The organism is Dehalobacter sp. 12DCB1 (assembly GCF_004343605.1).
Classification (GTDB): domain Bacteria; phylum Bacillota; class Desulfitobacteriia; order Desulfitobacteriales; family Syntrophobotulaceae; genus Dehalobacter.
In genome coordinates, this window is record NZ_POSF01000015.1 from 153,853 (window position 1) to 168,693 (window position 14,841).

Below are 14,841 nucleotides of genomic sequence, written 5' to 3' on the forward strand. Positions count from 1 at the left end.
ACTTATATTATCCTAAACACTTATATTATCTTAGTATAGTAGATTTCTAAGAAATTTCAAATACCTATTTTCGGCCCCCTGTCAATAGCAAGCAGCCTGTCCGTCAGCACTAAGAGTTCATCTCTTCGCGAGAGCTTCTCCAGCCACCTGGACGGTATATTCTCTATGCCGTAGCAGGCTCCGGCCATCCCGCCGGTTACTGCGCCGATCGTATCCGCGTCTCCTCCGAGGTTTACGGCCATTACCAGCGCTTCTTCCAGAGAATTAGTCTGAAAGACACAGTTTAAGGCCGTTTCCAATGTATGGACAACGTAACCGTTTGTTTTCATTTGATCCGTACTTAAGTTCATTTTCAGCGCAAATGGAGCATCCGTCTGGGCCTTTTCCAGCACAATGCGGAGATCTTCTCCTAAAAGCAATTCCCTGACAATTTTACAATAAAAAACCACACAAGCTCCTGCCAGTGGATCATAATGAGTCAGAGCCGATAATCTTGCCGCCATATCCATCATTTTCGCCAGGTTATTATAATAGGCAATGACCACCGGGACCGTTCTCATCAGCGAACCATTGCCGCCGCTTTTCCCGCCGCTGAGTCGATGGGCGTTCTCAGCGATTTGCAGCCATTCCTGTTCATTATCCGTTTCTGTCCGGATTCCTTCCTGCAGAACCATCCGGCAGATATTTCCGATACATTTGGGCTCCTGCCGGGCCCATTCCCGGAAATTCCGGGCAACAGCCTTTACCGGGTCTGCGGGGTCTTCAAGAATCCCCTTGGCTGCCGCAAGGGTCATTTCTGTATCATCGGTAATTTCTCCGGGCGCCAATCTCCAGAATCCCCCGCCGGTCATATCCCGGTGTCGGCCATAGGTATGAACAATTTCTTCGCGGCTCATAAATTCAAGGGTTGCCCCAAGCGCATCCCCGGCTGCCACCCCGAACATCGCTCCCCTTGCCCTGGAAACAAGATCTGCCATTTTGTTTTCCCCTTATCCAAATCGCGCAACTTCTTGTTGAGGTTGCAGCCATTAATTGCTATACCGTTATCATAACACTTTCATTCCAAAATGAACTATCCGAATTTCAAATAAACAGTGACTTAATACTCCAGATTATTTGCATTCACGCTATCTATAAATTAATTCTATTTTGTTTAAAATACTGAATGATTTGTTCCTTCTCGGCTTCTTCCGTATGGTTGGTTGTGAGGATTTCCCCGCCTTTCATACCATTCCATTTGATATATAGCGTTTGTTCAAAGCTCTCATTGATGATCGGGTCTTCATATCTCAAAACAATGACAAAGAAATAGGGAGGCACATCTTTCAATGTCTTTTGTTTGTTGATGCCTTCGAGACTAATCAGTAAGGTGGCCGAAGCATTTTTTGGAATATCATTGACGAGCGCATATTCGTCAATTGTGACCGGTTTTTCCTTTAAGCCGGCCTGAAAAACAATAGACTTGCTCCAAAGACTAACGGCAGGATGCTCTCCGACATTGGTAAAAACCATCTCAAATTCAGGTGACTCTCTTAATACCACTTCGGGAGAATCCTTGAACGTAAAGTACGGACGGTTGGCTTCTCTCTCCTCGTTCCAGGCAGACACCGTGATGTAGACGGTGATCAGTGCCGTGACGGCAAGTATGGCTGTCCCAACAGTGGCAATCATATTGGAATAACTGATTAGTTTATTTTTTTTCTTTGCCAATTTGCACACTCCCAGCTATCGTTAAACAAAATCATTATTTGCAGGTTCACAGAAATCTAAACGAAATGCAGAATGCAATTTTTTCATTTTAATATATTATTATCTTTTCATTGATATGTTTTATTTCTCTCAGGCCGGTACGACGTCAGCCCTACATCTTTATAATTTTAGGATTAACAAGGTACTAGCTTCGCTCTGTTTAAGAATATATATAAAAATAAATGGAAAAACTAGGTTTACAAAAACCACTATTAAAAAGTAAAATTATAAATGTATAGCTGCCTTCAATTATCTTTGGACAATAATAGGTTGCTGGAAAGGGGAAGTTATGATGCGGATACTTTTTCTTCCGTTCCTTCAAATCCCTACGGGTCATCATACCGTAGCCGATGCAATGATTCGTTCCTTAGAAAACCGAATCAGTAATCTTAAATGCTCAAAGATAGATTTCTTCAGTTATGCGGACAAACGGCTGGAGAAAGCATTCCGGTTAACTTACCTGACCTGGATCGACCATTCTCCCCAAACCTTCGTCTGGATTTACCGGAACTTTGTGTACCCGACCAAATCAACCAAGCACTTTAACTGGTATGAATATAAATTCCTTGACAAAATGAATAGCCTGCTGCAAGAAGAACAGCCTGATTTGATCGTATGTACCCAGGCTTTCCCTTCCTTCTTAATCGACAGGCTTAAAAATTCCGGTATCACAACTGCGCCCGTAATCAATGTCTACACTGATTTCTTTGTGAATAAGCTTTGGGGAACAGAATACATAGATTACCATTTTGTCCCTGATCAACATATTAAGGCGCAATTAATCTCCCAGAATAACATTGATCCGTCTAAAATATTTGTGACGGGTATTCCTGTTGATGACTGCTTCCTGCCTCGAACAACCTCCAAAACACCGCTTCCTTACCATATTCTGATTTCCGGCGGAAGCGGCGGTCTCGGTGATATCGAACATTTGCTTTACAGCCTGCCGGGTAAAAAAGAGAAATCCTACACTTTTTCCCTGCTATGCGGCAAAAACAAGAAACTGTATAAAGATATTCACTCCCTGAAACTGCCTAATTTAAAGCCCCTGTCCTATATTTCATCCAGGGAAACCCTCAACGCACTGTATGACGAGGCCGATGCCATTATTACCAAACCCGGCGGCGTAACCATCAGTGAGACGCTTCATAAAAAACTGCCAATTTTTGTCCATTCCGCACTTCCGGGGCAGGAACAAATCAATAAGAATTATCTCAGCGAAAAAAAATTGATCTATGATTTAGATTTAAATTACCCGGTCGCCAAACAGTTAGATGCCTTTTTTAGAGATCAAAACGAACAGATGCTTTGGCAAAACCGCGTTGACAGCTACTTATCGGAAATAGAGAACCATGCCTGGGAAAAAATCTTGGAACTAGCCTTAGGTCAATCCGTAAAGCCCCAGATCTACAAAGAAACGGTCAATATTTCCCAAGTCCCGAGCTGATTTCGCGAACCTCAAGGATTCGGATAAAACTTAAAGTCAACTTAAGGGAAGTGAATCTGCAGTGTCCACAACCTTGCTGTGCGTCTTTATCGTCGCAATCTCACTCTTTGCAGTCTTTGCGGTCTATGCTCTTATTCCCGAACTATTTGTGCATTTTTTCGGTATTGGTTCCTGGAAACGTCATTATTCTCCAGGTGTCACCTTAACGTTTGATGACGGACCCGATCCCAGATACACCCCGAAGTTCCTGGCAGTATTAGCCGAGCAAAACGTTCGGGCCTGTTTTTTTCTGGTTGCTGAAAAGGCTGAAAAACAGCCGGAACTTGTCAAGAGCATCCTAGACCACGGTCATACCGTCGGCAGTCACGGTTACCGTCACCGGCACGCCTGGCTGATGCCCCCGCTAAAGACCTGGAACTTGTGGAATAAAGCGATGGAGGAAATGCACCGTCTGACCGGTCAGGAACCCGTCTATGTCAGAGCTCCCTGGGGAGGGGTTAACCTTTCCCTTTTATTTTGGTGCCATTTTAAAGGCAAAAAGCTGATTAGCTGGAGCGCCGACGGCAGAGACTGGCACATCGAAAGAACTCCGCACCGTATTGTGCAAAGAATAACCCACCGAACCAAAGAAGGTACAATTATCCTGCTTCATGACAGCGGCGGCGATAAGGGCGCTCCTGAAAATACCTTAGCTGCTTTAAAACCACTGGTCATCGAAATACAAAAAGAACTTAAGCTGCCGCTCGTTCCGCTTCAGCTTCCCGACTGGTCACTGCCGAGAAGAATTGGTTTCCGCGTTTGGGAGAAATGGGAGCTTTTTTACGCGCGCTGCAAACAGATTACCAGAATCGACGAACGTAATATCTTCCGCCTGGGCCTTACCCGTTACCATGGACCTGACTTGTTTAATGAAAACGGTGAATTAATTGCCTCAGCAGGTGATATGGTCGGGGAGATCCACCTTGACAATACCCGTTTCCGGGGGCTTGGCACGAATATTCAAAAAATCGGCTATAACGCTTTAAAACAGGCCAGGCTCTCCCTGCCTGTTCTGGCACGCTATATTTCCCTGAACCCTAATTATAAAGATATCAAGGCGTTCCTCGGTATTACACTCATCAACCGTGGTGTCAAAGGCCTTGGGTTTAACGTTACTGAATATACGAATGGTAATGCCGGATTCATTGGTTTCATGCAAAAAATCGTTTACCGGGTCTATAACCCGTCCGCGAAAAAAGATACAGAAAAACTTGGAACAAAGCCCAAAGTCGTCTGGATCAGTAAAGACGCTCTGCTTGAGAAATACCTGACAAAAAAGTCATCCACGCAAGGATGACTTTTTTCATTGAATAATTCTGTTCCCTTCACTCTCCAGTTATTTAATCGTCAGTAGCTCCGCCATCTCCAAATACCGGTATGACATCACCTAAATAGGTCGGCTTGGGCTTAATCATTTTAGCCCATAAGAAATCTTTATTTCGGGCTAAAAGTTCCCTGAGCTGATAGTAGGCCATTGCCTGTCCGTAATCATGCCGGTCTGAGGCAACACCATAAGCTTCAAGCCCTAAAGACCTGGCAACAAAGACTGCCCGTTTTAAATGATATTCCTGCGTAACGATAATTACCTTTTTTACAAGAAAAATATCCCTCGCTCTGTATAGGCTTTCATATGTACTAAAACCGGCGTGATCCATAAAAATATTCTGACCCGCGACCCCTTTCTCCTTCAGGAAACTCTTCATGGCATTAACTTCATCATAATCTGTCCGTCCATGATCACCGCTCACAAGAATTTTGGGGGCCTTGCCTTCCTGGTAAAGCTCATAACCGACAGTCAAGCGGTCGGCAAGCATGGATGAAGCGGTTCCATCCGGGAATACATAGGCACCTAACACTAGGATCGCGTCAGCCTTAGGTACATGATCCATATCGCTGATGTATTTTGTACCAACCTGCTCCACATAGTGATTAATCATCAGCATAGAACCAAAGAGAATCACTGTAATCGCCAGCAGGCAACCAATCAGATACTTTATCCGAATTCGCAAACGTTTCTTCATTTCATATCCCTACCTAAGCTTTCATATTTACCTAGTACCATGTCAACCATAAATCTATATATCCTGGCGGCAGATTTCTGTTAATACTGCGTTGTCTTGTCGCTCCTATGCCATCCATGGCATCCGCGATATTTGTCCATCCGTGGAAAAGAAATCTGCTCCCCATTATATTACAGTTTTAGGGTTGACATGGTACTAGCGTTTCTATGTTTAAGTAAGCTTTACTGCCTTAAGCTTATACTTCTTGCTATCTCCTGTAGCTAATTATATAATAAATCTAGTTTCTTGGGGGTGATAAAATGCAATTTGACAGCAGTATCCTGGTTATTCTAATCGTTCAGCTTACATTAATCTTAGCTGTCTCCTGGGCCGCAAGCAAACAATTGCATTCTTCTTTCAGCAATGTCAAATATGCGGATCCTTATCGCCCCAGTTGCCTGACCGGCTCTTCATCTCCCAAAAATCTTCAGGTAAAGAAGTATTTGATCTTTAGGAGAAAAATTAAAAAGGCCGGCCCCGATGATGACTCACCTTACTCAAGCCTCCTTGTTTTAGCCATCATAAAACATTGGAGGATGATGTTAAAGTGTATATGGTTAGTTCAGCCTTTTCCCAGTTATTAACGTTGCTTGTAAATTTAACAGGTGACTGGTTCATCGCTATTACTCTGATTACCTTAGGGATAAAACTGTTGTTATTTCCTTTGTCAATAAAACAGCAAAAAGTACAATTATTAACCGTGAATTTGACCAAAGCCAGAACAATTTTATCTAAAAAATTTCACAATCAGATTAAAAAAGTAAATGAAGAATCAATGAAAATTGCATCCAAATATAAAATTAATCCGCTGTTTACGTTTGCATCACTTATTATCCAGGCCCCGGTTTTTTTCTCCCTGTACGCCGCTGTTACACATCTGAGCGTACCCATCGGCAGTATTCTTATTCCATGGGTATCCGATCTCCATGTGGCAGACCATCTTCATATTTTGCCGGTTATTGCCGGTCTGCTTCAGACGCTGAGTGTATTTACAGCAGAAAACAAAAATTTACTGATGTTTATATTCCCGGTTGTTATTGGCGTCGTTTTTCTGTGGAAAGCCCCTGTTGCCCTGAGCGCTTACTGGATTGCCAACTCGGTTCTTCGGTTTGTTGAGGTCCAGATCTTTCGTCTCGGCCCTATCCAGCGAAAATATTTAAATATCCCTTCTCCGGAAGAGATGGTCCAAAGACTTTAAGCAAAGAGGACGCCCTGAAAACTTAGTTTCGCGGCGTCCTCTTCACCTATCTAACCCTATTTTATTAGAGCTTTTTATCTAACGGCATGTTAAGCACGGATACGTTCCATAAACCTTTTGATTTTATCTGGATCTTTCCGTCCCTCCGTCTCGACACTGCTGCTGACGTCCAGGCAATACGGATGGAATAAGGAAACCGCCGACACAACATTCTCTTCATTTAAGCCTCCGGCCAGGATCATTGGAATATCCCGGCCTTTGTTTTTATCGTGTTGGCCGCTCTGACATCTTTGCAAAAGATTCCAGTTAAAACGCTCTCCAGTACCGCCATAAGCCTTAGGATCATATTTATCGTACACAAAACCGTCAACCAAACCCTGATACGCTTCCAGGTTCAGCTCTGTCCGGTCCGCGTCTCCAACCCTGACAGCTTTCCAGATCGTTACTTGACGATAATCCTGATATTTATTTAGAATCATCGCATGTAATTGACGTATATATGCCGGTGACTCATCACCATGAAGCTGTAGGATTTGCAGGCCGGCTTCCACAGCGCGCAGCAAGATATTCGGGTCCTGGTTGACGAAAACCCCGACCGGGATGATCTTTTTGTCTAAAAAGGCGATCAGCGTTTTCAGTTCGCTGAGCGGGACCTGCCTTTTGCTCGGGGCAAGCACAAATCCGGCAAAATCCGGTTTCAGCTCATTGATTGTTCCAACATCCTCCAGCGTGCGGACCCCGCAAATTTTGACTTTGGGCATCCGCCCGGCATAGATACCTATCACGTTGTCTTCCATCCCCTCCGTTTATTTCAACTCCTAAATCATGTGTTAAATGAAGTTGTTCGCCTCCACCCTGACAAACTCAGCAAATTTTTGTTCAATGCTGCCTGCCTTCATGAAAGCCTCTCCGACCAGAACAGCATCAAATCCCCATGCTTGCGCCGTCAGGATATCCTCGCCCGTATGAATCCCGCTTTCGGAGACCTTGATCAGATGATCCGGGATCATGGCACCGATTCTGCGGCTGTGGTTCAAATCCACCTCGAACGTTTCAAGGTTCCGGTTATTGATGCCGATAATGCCGGCTCCTGCTGCCATGGCCCTTTCAGCTTCTGCTTCATCATGCACTTCCACAAGACAATCCAGACCGATCTGTTCAGCTATTCCCAGAAATTCTTTCAACTGGCGGTCATCCAATATTTTTACGATGAGCAGAATAGCATCCGCCCCCAAAATCTTTGCTTCGTAAATCTGATAGGGGTCAATCATAAAATCCTTGCGCAGCAGCGGAATCTTAACGGATTCTCTAATCTTCCCCAGATAATCCGGACTCCCAAGAAAGTAATCCTGCTCTGTTAAGACGGAGATTGCCGCAGCCCCCAGCTGTTCATACATGCTGGCTATTTGCAGATAATCGAAGTCCGAAGCCAGGATTCCTTTGGATGGAGAAGCCTTCTTGACTTCCGCGATTATAGAAATCCCTGGTTTATCTTTGTTCCGGCGTCCCGCAGTCAGGGCTGAAGCAAACACGCCTGCAGGCCGTTCCACGTTGACAACATGCTTAAGTGTATCACGATCATCACTAATTTTTAGCTTTATCGTTAGCATTTTTATGAGCTCTTCGATGGGAAGGTTTTTCTTCTGTTCGGAAAGCCGTTTTATTTTGGCCTCTACGATTTGATCGAGGATCATTTATATCCCCTTCCCAGTCACAGCGATAAACTCGTTAAGAACCTTCAGCGCTTTCTTTTCCCGTACAGTAGCCCTGGCCATCCCGATCCCCTCCTGCAAACTTGCGGCTTTACCTCCAATATAAATAGCAGCTCCGGCATTCAGGATGACGATGTCAGCTTTGGGGCCCTGACCCCCTGCCAGAATATCCCGGGTGATCCGCGCGTTTTCCTGCGGTGTCCCGCCAACAAGGTCTTCACGCGTACAAAGGGCAAAACCATAGTCTTCAGGGTGGATAACAAACTCGGTTACCTTTCCGTCCTTGAGTTCTGCTGCGTAAGACGGCCCTGTCAGGGTGATTTCGTCGAGACCGTCACTGCCGTGAACAATAATCGCGTGGACAGCTTGATGTCTGTTCAGTACTTCTGCAGCCACAGGCACAAGACTTTTGTCGTAAACGCCGATCAGCTGTCTTGGGGCTGCGGCCGGATTGGCTAATGGCCCGAGAATATTAAAGATGGTTTTAAAGCCAAGTGCTTTACGCACCGGCATCGCATATTTCATTGAAGCATGGAAATGGGGGGCGAACATAAAACCAAGGCCGACCTGGTCGATACACTTCCCGATTGCTTCCGGTGTCAGCGCTATCTCGACCCCCAACGCTTCCAAAACATCGGCGGCCCCGCTCTTGCTGGTAATGCTCCGGTTGCCATGCTTGGCAATTTTCACACCATTGCTGGCAGCAACGAACATTGCCGTCGTGGAAATATTGAACGTGTGGGCGCCATCCCCGCCTGTTCCGCAGGTGTCCACCAGATTTTCTGATGCACACTCGACTTTGAGGGCTTTTTCCCGCATCACCTTACTTGTCCCGTAAATCTCTTCAATGGTCTCTCCTTTTAGGCGGAGCGCCGTTAAAAAGGCCGCCATGGAGATTTCACTGGCTTCACCGCTCATAATTTCCGTCATAGAATCATAGGCCAGCTGAGCACTGAGATTTTCTCTATTGGAAAGTTTTTTTAAAGCTGTCTCCATTCCCATCATTCATTCCTCCTTGTTAATACGCGCAATGTCACGTAAGAACTGTTCCAGACCGGGCAGACCTTCAGTCTCCAGCACCTGCTGGATCTTGCTGCCGATGATCGCAATATCGGCAGTCCCGATTAAACGGGCTACATCTTCCGGGCCTTGAATCCCGAAACCTACGGCAATTGTTTTGCCGGTCTCGTTCTTTGCTTTTTGGATTCCGTCCAGAATCTCAGCGTCAAAAGTTGTTTTACTGCCGGTTACCCCTTTGCGGGGAACGTAATAGATGAATCCGCTCCCGATATCTGCGATCTCCTGCAGTCGTTTCGGATCGGAATAGGGTGTAGCGATACTTACTGCCGCCAATCCCTGTTGGCGGGAATAATCGTAGTAGGCCCCGGCCTCATCAAGCGGCGCATCCGGCACGATGGTTCCCTGGACACCGATCTCTTTGCACTTGTCAATAAATGCTTTGACGCCGTATTGATACAGAATGTTATAATACGTCATGACCAGGAACGGGATCGGGTATTTGCATGCCATTCTCTCAATAAACTTCAGGCAGTCGCTGACTTTAATCCCTTTTTCTAATACAGCCTGGTTGGACTTGGTGAATACGGGGCCGTCGGCAATCGGGTCAGAAAAAGGTATTTGCAGTTCGATCAGGTCGACACCGTTGTTATAAAAGCATTCGATCGCTTTTTCATTGGCGTCAAAATCAGGATAACCAATAATTTGATGCGTCATCACCAGTATTTTCTTCTCACTTCTCGCAGCCTCGATTTGTTTTTCAATCCGCATAGGCTTTACCTCTTTCTGTGACAAATGCTTTCCAGCCTTCGTCCTGCAATGCTTCCCCTATATTGAAAATATCCTTGTCTCCCCGGCCGGACATATTGACAACGATCACATCGTCCGCTTGGGTGTCAGCAATCTCCCTGAAAAGTCCGACGAAAGCATGGGTGGATTCAAGTGCCGGTATCAGCCCTTCCTTGCCAATGATCAGTTTAAAGGCCTCAATGACTTCGGCATCTGTGGCTGCCATAACCCGGACCCTCTTGGTTTCCGCCAGATGCGCCAGGATTGGCGATACGCCGACATAATCAAGCCCTGCTGAAATGCTCCAGGTATCCAGCATTTGTCCGTCATCATCCTGGAGAAACAATGTCTTGTAGCCCTGACAGACACCGGTTTTGGCTTTGGCATATGCGATGCGCGAAGCATGCTTTCCGGAAGCTTCGCCTTTTCCGCCTGCTTCGACCGCAATGAGTTCTACGCCAGGCTCTTGCAGGAATTCCACAAAAGCGCCCATTGCATTGGACCCTCCGCCCAGGCAGGCATAGATCCGGTCTGGGTTTTTGCCGGAGATATCGTTGATTTGTTTTTTCATTTCTTTACTGATTACGGACTGAAAGAAAGTGACCATCTCCGGGAAGGGCCTTGGTCCGCACGCCGTGCCAAGGGCATAATGCGTATGGTCAAAATTTCCTGCCCAGTCGCGCAGCGCCTCGTTAATAGCATCCTTGAGGGTTGCCGTCCCAGTGGTAACGGGAACAACTTCAGCGCCGAGCTGTTTCATCCAGAAGACATTGGCGTACTGCCGCTCTGCATCTTCTGCACCCATATAGATCGTCGCCTGAAATCCCATTTTGGCTGCCATGATCGCCGTTGCCACTCCGTGCTGACCTGCGCCGGTCTCTGCAATGACTCTGGTCTTGCCTAACTTTTTCATGAGCAGGCCCTGCCCGAGCACGTTATTGATTTTATGAGCGCCGGAATGATTCAAATCTTCCCGTTTTATATAGATTTTGGCTTTGCCAAAATACGCACTAAGCCCTTCGGCATACGTCAGCGGCGTCGGCCTGCCTGAAAAATCCATCAGGAGATTATAGTATTGCTTATAAAAATCCTCGTCCCGTAATATTTCCTGAAAAGCCTGATTCAGTTCGTCGACAGCCGGTATCAGGATCTCCGGGACGAATCGTCCGCCGTAGACGCCAAAATAGCCATTTTCTCCAAGATAGTTAACCATTTCGTTCTTCATACCTGTACCTCACTTTGAAAATGATCATAAATTCGGATCAGATCTTCGCCTGCCCCCTGGATACTATAGACAGGATGCTGGTTGAAAATCCCCGTTAAGAGCTGTTTGGGGCAGTACCCCCAAGAACGTTCGTCACCATCATGGATGTAGTAATCATTAATCAGCGCGAGCACTGGCTTTAAATCATAATGGTCTTTGCCGGCATACGGCAAAAGACATTCCAGCGGACAGTTGCCCGCTCCCCTGCCCATTCCGTTGACACTCGCATCAAGGAAGCTCGCGCCGCTTTCAATCGCTGTTATGGTGTTGGAAAAGGCCAGCTGCATATTGTTGTGCACATGAATTCCTACATTCATGCCGTCTAATTCTTTCTTATACAGCGATACCAGCTTCTTGACATCGTCCGGATAAAGGGCTCCGTAGCTGTCTACCACATAGACTGCCTCTGCAGGGATTTGCGTTTTTATTTTTCGTAAGCCGCAAACAATTTCCGAGATGTTTTCTCTGGAAATCGCCATAATATTTAAGGTTGTCTCATAGCCTTTATTTTGCAGAAAGCGGACATCTTCGACGGCCTCTTCAATCTGATCTAAATAGCAGGCAACCCGACCCATGGCGAACGGTGAAACTGAAGCATTTTCAACCGATCGCCGGTCAAATCTGCCGACATCCACCATAAAAGCCAGTTTAGGAAGATTCGGAATTCCAGCAATGAGGTCACGTATTTCATTGTCATCACAGAATTTAAGTTTGCCGTAGGCTGTTCGGTCGCAAAACGCGGGATCCGTTTTATACCCCAGCTCAAGATAATCAACTTTCGCTTCGGAGATTCTCTGGATATGGTCTTTCATATACAGTTCCGGAAACTGAAAATTGTTGGTCAGTCCTCCGTCTCTGAGCGTACAGTCCAGAATTGTCAGCTTACGCACAACAGGCACCTCCTCGTTTAGGCAAAATGTTGGTGATAATCCGGAATCCTTGATCCTCCTCCATCGACATGATGGATTCGGGGTGGAACTGGACTGCCAGAATGGTTTTGTCTTTGTTTTCGACGGCCATCACGACGCCGTCTTCAGTCCAAGCCGTAATCTCAAGTTCCGGCGGTACTTTTTCGGCAAACAGCGAATGGTATCTGCCTACTCTTAGATTGGCCAAATTTTGAAAGATTACTGATCCCGGAGATATTTTTAATGCCGATTGTTTGCCGTGAACTGGTACGTCCAATACGCCAAGCTTTCCGTCAAAATATTCGACAATTCCCTGCAATCCCAGGCATACCCCAAAAAGAGGAATTCCTTTGTCCAGACAGCGCCCGATCGTTTCCCGGAGTTTAAAATCCGACGGTTTACCCGGGCCCGGGGACAGTACGACCAAATCGTACCGTTCTTTCTTTAAGGCTTCTCTGGCCAGTTGGTGCCGCATCGTGACCACCTGGCAGCCGGCTTTACGGAAATAACCGGCCAGTGTGTGTACAAAGGAATCTTCATGATCAACGAGCAGTACCTGCAAAGGTATCTGCAAAGGTACCTGCAAAGGATCAGCAGTGTTTTCTTGCCGCAGTGGACAGACTGTGGGCAGCTCTTCCGTATTTGCTGTGATATCGGCGTTCGTATCACCCAATACTTTGAGAAGGGCTTCGGCCTTTACAACCGTTTCCTTTTCTTCCTCTTCAGGAATGGAATCATACAGCAGCGTCGCTCCGACTCTGACCCCGGCGGTCCCGTCTTTTAAGTGGATGGTTCTGAGCGTGAGTCCTGTATTCGTCCGGCCGTCAAAACTGAGGATGCCGACTGCCCCGCCGTACCACAGACGATTGGATTCCTCATGGTCTTCAATCCATTGGACGGCGGCTTTTTTGGGAGCCCCCGTCACGGTTACGGCCCACATATGCGTCATGAAAGCATCCAGGGCGTCATAGCCGTCGGCCAGAATCCCCTCCACATGATCCACGGTATGGATCAGATGCGAATACATCTCAATCTGGCGCCTTCCCAGCACCTTAACCGTACCGGGTACACAGATCCTTGATTTGTCGTTGCGGTCAACGTCCGTGCACATCGTAAGTTCAGACTCATCTTTGTGCGAGTTCAGCAGCTGACGGATCCTTTCGGCATCTTCAAATGCGTCCCGGCCTCTTGGAATTGTACCGGAGATCGGACAGGTCTCGATTCTCTTGCCTTCGACTCTGACAAACATTTCCGGCGAGGAGCCAATCAGGTGCTCATCGCCAAGATGAATCAGAAAGCCGTACGGACTTGGATTAATCTTTTTTAAATTTTGAAAAATTTCTGATGGCTGGATTTTACAAGCGCGGTAAAAGGTATGGGACGGAACGACCTCAAATAAATCACCGCGTTTAAAATAATCTTTGGCTATCCGGACTTTTTCCGCATATCGTCCTTCGGTATCGTTTGGTACTTCCTTCTGCGTCGTCTGAATGTGGTTTGGCATTTTTCCAGCTGTTGACAGATTTTTTTTAGCCCGACCAAGACTGGAAAGGCCATTGAATTCAAAGTCATACCTGGTGCGGAAACAGTCGTCCTTCTGATGGTCGATGACAAAGATTTCATCAGGGATAAACAAGACCATATCGGCCTGCGCTTCATCCCGCGGTCTTTTCAGGTCGATGCTTTCAAACTGAAAGATCAGATCATAACCGAAGCTTCCATAGAGCCCCAGAAAAGCATCTAGATCTGAATAAAACGCTTCCAGAAGGCTGCGGACCACAGAAAAAACGGATTTTTGCCTGCTTCTTTGCTCTTCCGGAAAAAATTCCTGACTGACGGCAACCCTGCCCGTTATTTTGTACTGCTCGCGGGCCAGTGTTTCCAGGTATGCTTCCCGCAGCAGAACGTCATAGATAAATTCCAGCAGGACCAGTCCTTTTTGATCCAACGCCGTTATTTCAATATTTCGGCCAAATGTCCGAATCTCGATCGGAGGATGGATAAATCCGATGTCCCAGCGGGTATACCTGCCAGGATATTCAAAACTGCTGCAAAAATAAGCGCCTTGGACATCATTCAACCCCGTAATAATTTTTTCACGATAAGACTTATCAACCTCTTCCGTTACGGAATGAATCAGAAGTCCGCCACTGGTGAAATAAGATTTTTTTGAAGTATTCATATTCGTTAATCTCCCTCGCGCTTACTGTAGAACACCGCTCTTTGCCATCCTTGGTAAAGGCCAGGTCTCCCAAAAACGTCAAAAAACCCCTTATCCCTGATAAAAGGGACAAGAGGCTCAATCTCCTGCGGTACCACCCAAATTGGTATATTACTATACCCGCTCAATCATGTACAATCATACACGTCCTGATGATAACGGGCAGGATTCCCGACGACGCCTACTTTCTATGATTTCGGGTCGTACTCATGAGGCCATTCATCATAAACTTTCCTGCCGCAATCACACCAACCTGCGGCTCTCTGAAATGTTCCGTTCATGATTACTATTCTCAATCTTCGTTTTCAAGCTATGCATTTGTTGTAAATCATTATATACATAGGCTTTTTATTTGGCAAGTGAATTCACGAAAAATATTTTGAAACATCCAATGATGCCGGTCATATATATAGTATGAGATGATATTCATTATCATC

At 46.2% G+C, this 14,841-nt stretch carries 13 protein-coding genes and 1 other annotated feature; of the genes, 3 read left to right on the forward strand and 10 right to left on the reverse strand.

Annotated features, from left to right (window positions below):
- Window positions 1-56 precede the first annotated feature (56 nt).
- Entirely contained in the window at window positions 57-977 is a 921-nt protein-coding gene (locus C1I38_RS09520) for an ADP-ribosylglycohydrolase family protein (RefSeq protein ID WP_119774911.1), read from the reverse strand.
- 154 nt (window positions 978-1,131) lie between these two features.
- On the reverse strand, window positions 1,132-1,710 hold the full coding sequence (locus tag C1I38_RS09525) for a hypothetical protein (protein ID WP_026156302.1): 579 nt from the start codon (window positions 1,708-1,710) through the stop codon (window positions 1,132-1,134).
- Between the two features lie 328 nt (window positions 1,711-2,038).
- Here C1I38_RS09525 and C1I38_RS09530 point away from each other — a divergent pair, with 328 nt between their 5' ends.
- Together C1I38_RS09530 and C1I38_RS09535 are read left to right on the forward strand one after the other, a co-directional pair.
- Window positions 2,039-3,196 (forward strand): glycosyltransferase, encoded by a 1,158-nt coding sequence (locus C1I38_RS09530; RefSeq protein WP_243103651.1) that lies wholly within the window; start codon window positions 2,039-2,041, stop codon window positions 3,194-3,196.
- 61 nt (window positions 3,197-3,257) lie between these two features.
- Window positions 3,258-4,532: a polysaccharide deacetylase family protein gene (locus C1I38_RS09535; protein WP_119774909.1), complete on the forward strand. Its 1,275-nt coding sequence runs from the start codon at window positions 3,258-3,260 to the stop codon at window positions 4,530-4,532.
- A gap of 43 nt (window positions 4,533-4,575) precedes the next feature.
- Here the strand turns inward: C1I38_RS09535 and C1I38_RS09540 are convergent, their stop codons facing one another.
- A complete protein-coding gene (locus C1I38_RS09540) occupies window positions 4,576-5,256 on the reverse strand; it encodes an ElyC/SanA/YdcF family protein (RefSeq protein WP_119774908.1) in 681 nt (226 codons plus the stop codon).
- Window positions 5,257-5,848: 592 nt separating this feature from the next.
- Between C1I38_RS09540 and C1I38_RS09545 the strand changes: the two genes are divergently transcribed.
- The gene (locus tag C1I38_RS09545; protein ID WP_243103656.1) at window positions 5,849-6,493 is read left to right on the forward strand and encodes a YidC/Oxa1 family membrane protein insertase; all 645 of its coding nucleotides are present in this window, start codon (window positions 5,849-5,851) and stop codon (window positions 6,491-6,493) included.
- A gap of 89 nt (window positions 6,494-6,582) precedes the next feature.
- Here the strand turns inward: C1I38_RS09545 and C1I38_RS09550 are convergent, their stop codons facing one another.
- Genes C1I38_RS09550 through C1I38_RS09580 form a run of 7 tightly spaced genes read right to left on the reverse strand, consistent with a single transcriptional unit; the run spans window position 6,583 to window position 14,365 of the window.
- The gene (locus C1I38_RS09550; RefSeq protein WP_243103650.1) at window positions 6,583-7,290 is read right to left on the reverse strand and encodes a phosphoribosylanthranilate isomerase; all 708 of its coding nucleotides are present in this window, start codon (window positions 7,288-7,290) and stop codon (window positions 6,583-6,585) included.
- A 33-nt stretch (window positions 7,291-7,323) separates the two neighbouring features.
- Window positions 7,324-8,187, reverse strand: coding sequence for an indole-3-glycerol phosphate synthase TrpC (gene trpC, locus C1I38_RS09555; RefSeq protein WP_119774905.1), 864 nt, complete (start codon window positions 8,185-8,187; stop codon window positions 7,324-7,326).
- Entirely contained in the window at window positions 8,188-9,210 is a 1,023-nt protein-coding gene (gene trpD, locus C1I38_RS09560; protein ID WP_119774904.1) for an anthranilate phosphoribosyltransferase, read from the reverse strand.
- Window positions 9,211-9,993 carry a tryptophan synthase subunit alpha gene (gene trpA, locus C1I38_RS09565; protein WP_119774903.1) on the reverse strand — a complete coding sequence of 261 codons (783 nt, stop codon included), beginning with the start codon at window positions 9,991-9,993 and terminating at the stop codon, window positions 9,211-9,213.
- Window positions 9,983-11,236 carry a tryptophan synthase subunit beta gene (gene trpB / locus C1I38_RS09570; protein ID WP_119774902.1) on the reverse strand — a complete coding sequence of 418 codons (1,254 nt, stop codon included), beginning with the start codon at window positions 11,234-11,236 and terminating at the stop codon, window positions 9,983-9,985. Before trpB ends, trpA begins: the two co-directional genes overlap by 11 nt.
- Window positions 11,233-12,165 carry an aldolase catalytic domain-containing protein gene (locus C1I38_RS09575; RefSeq protein ID WP_119774901.1) on the reverse strand — a complete coding sequence of 311 codons (933 nt, stop codon included), beginning with the start codon at window positions 12,163-12,165 and terminating at the stop codon, window positions 11,233-11,235. The genes trpB and C1I38_RS09575 overlap by 4 nt, the downstream gene beginning before the upstream one ends.
- Window positions 12,158-14,365 (reverse strand): anthranilate synthase component I, encoded by a 2,208-nt coding sequence (locus C1I38_RS09580; RefSeq protein ID WP_119774900.1) that lies wholly within the window; start codon window positions 14,363-14,365, stop codon window positions 12,158-12,160. Before C1I38_RS09580 ends, C1I38_RS09575 begins: the two co-directional genes overlap by 8 nt.
- Before the next feature lie 101 nt (window positions 14,366-14,466).
- Window positions 14,467-14,713 (reverse strand) — a binding site (T-box leader).
- Window positions 14,714-14,841: the final 128 nt, after the last annotated feature.